Consider the following 1,348-nt stretch of genomic DNA (forward strand, 5'->3'; position numbering starts at 1 on the left):
GGATTGTTCACAATACCTTGTGCCACAGCCATTGCGTCTACTAATGGTTCAACACTATTAGGAGTAAACTCATTTTGATTGATTGCTTTCGCTTTTTCAAGTTCTGCTTTCAACGCTTCAAGTGCCGCATTGACCGCGTCTGCTTTATCTTGAGCAGTTTTCGCTTCGATTGCTTTATTCAATGCATCTTTCGCTGCGTCTACTTCTGCTTGTGTCGCATTAGCATCTGCTTGTACTGCTTTTGCTTTGTCTAATGCTTCTTGAACGGCTTTATCTTCTTTGTCTGTTGGATCTAACGTTAAACCTTCTGCGCTATTGATTGCTTTATCAAGTTCCGCTTTATCTGCTTTCGCAACTAAGCCTGCTTGTGCATCTTTCAATGCTTGTGTAGCTTTTTTGATTTCTTCAACAGTCTTATCTTTCGGAGCATCAACAATTGCTTGACCCACTGTTACAGCATCAGTTAATGGTTTCACACTATTTGGTGTGTATGCATCTTTATCTACTGATTTCGCTTTTTCCAGCTCTGCTTTTAATGCATCAAGTGCTGCTTGTTTTTCAGCTGCTTCTTTTGCATCTTGAGCTTTCTTAGCTTCAACCGCTTTATTCAACGCATCTTTCGCTGCATCCACTGCTTCTTGTGTCACATTTGGATCTTCTAAAACAGCTTTTGCTTTATCCAATGCGTCTTGAACTGCTTTGTCTTCTTTATCTTTTGGATCTAATGTTAAACCTTCAGCTTCAGTAATAGCTTTGTTCAATTCATCTTTATTCGCTTTCGCTTCAAGATTATTTTTAGCATCGTTAATTGCTTTAGCCGCTTCTTTTAACTCTTCTGGAGTTTTAGTCACATCTGCTTTTGCAGTTTCACCCGCTTTAATTGCATCTTCTAAAGGTTTCACTGTGTTAGGTTTGAAGTCATCTTTATTAACAGCTTTTGCATCTTCGATTGCTTTATTCAATTCATCTAAAGCACCTTGATGTTCTTTAGCCGCAATCGCATCATTAATTGCTTTCGTAGCATCTGCCACTTCTTGCGGTGTTGCGTTGCCGTCAGCTTTTACTTTTTCACCTGCTGCAACTGCATCTAAGATTGCTTTATCTTCTTTATCAGTCGCTTCAAGATTATCAATTGCGTTAGCTTTATCGATAGCATTTTGTAACTCTGATTTATCTGCTTTTTGAACTAAACCAACTTGCGCATCTTTCAATGCTTGTGTTGCTTTTTCGATTTCTTCTACTGTTTTACCAGTCGGTGCATCGACAATTGCTTGACCTGCTGCTTCTGCATCAGTTAACGGTTTTACACTGTTTGGTGTGTAATCGTCTTTATTGATTGCTTTCGCTT

At 39.0% G+C, this 1,348-nt stretch carries 1 protein-coding gene; it reads right to left on the reverse strand.

Going from position 1 to position 1,348, the window contains the following annotated elements; genetic code table 11:
- Nucleotides 1-1,348 (reverse strand): FIVAR domain-containing protein (locus tag HMPREF2937_RS10975; protein WP_180364642.1); only part of this gene is annotated, 1,348 nt, incomplete at both ends.

The sequence above is a fragment of the Staphylococcus sp. HMSC061G12 genome (assembly GCF_001838465.1).
GTDB lineage: Bacteria > Bacillota > Bacilli > Staphylococcales > Staphylococcaceae > Staphylococcus > Staphylococcus simulans.